The sequence below is a fragment of the Neisseria sp. P0001.S005 genome, from assembly GCF_051963715.1.
In genome coordinates this window covers 1-758 of sequence record NZ_JBQCTZ010000468.1, presented here as the reverse complement: position 1 = coordinate 758, position 758 = coordinate 1, and the positions used below count along the sequence as shown (strand labels likewise).

General features: G+C 47.6%; 1 protein-coding gene. It reads left to right on the top strand.

Annotated features, from left to right (window positions below):
* Positions 1-624 (top strand): helix-turn-helix domain-containing protein (locus ACTHSP_RS21100; RefSeq protein WP_440346894.1); only part of this gene is annotated, 624 nt, incomplete at its 5' end.
* Between the last annotated feature and the right edge of the window lie 134 nt (positions 625-758).

The following is a 758-nucleotide window of genomic DNA, read 5'->3' as shown; positions in this document are numbered from 1 at the left end:
GCGGTTATTCGTCAAAGCCGCCGTCTGAAAAAAGGTGAATACCTGTTCCGTGCCGGCGAGCCGTTTACCTCTTTGTTTGCCATCCGTGCGGGCTTCTTTAAGACAACAGTCGCCAGCCAAGATGGACGAGATCAGGTAACCGGCTTTTTTATGTCGGGCGAGCTGATCGGTATGGATGGGATTTGTTCCCATATTCACAGCTGTGATGCTGTGGCTTTGGAAGACAGCGAGGTATGCGAGCTTCCGTTTACTCATATTGAGGAACTCGGTCAGGATATTCCCAGCCTCCGCTCCCACTTTTTCCGCTTGATGAGCCGCGAAATTGTCCGAGATCAGGGCGTTATGCTGCTTTTGGGCAATATGCGCGCTGAAGAGCGATTGGCGGCATTCTTGCTCAACCTGTCTCAGCGTCTCTATTCACGAGGCTTTGCCGCCAATGATTTTATCTTGCGGATGTCGCGTGAGGAAATCGGCAGCTATTTGGGGCTGAAACTGGAAACAGTCAGCCGCACCTTGTCTAAATTCCATCATGAAGGCTTGATTTCGGTTGAACACAAGCACATCAAAATCTTAGATGCGACAACCTTGAAGAAAATGGTTTCCGGTTGTTCGCACGCTATCTGAATCTTAGGCCGTCTGAAATATTTCAGACGGCCTTTTTAACAAGAATTAAAGAATAATTGTTAAGTTACGAAAGTGATAGTCAGATATCAAATTGAAAAATCTTCAACAACCGGCGTGTACAGAATGCGGTCGAC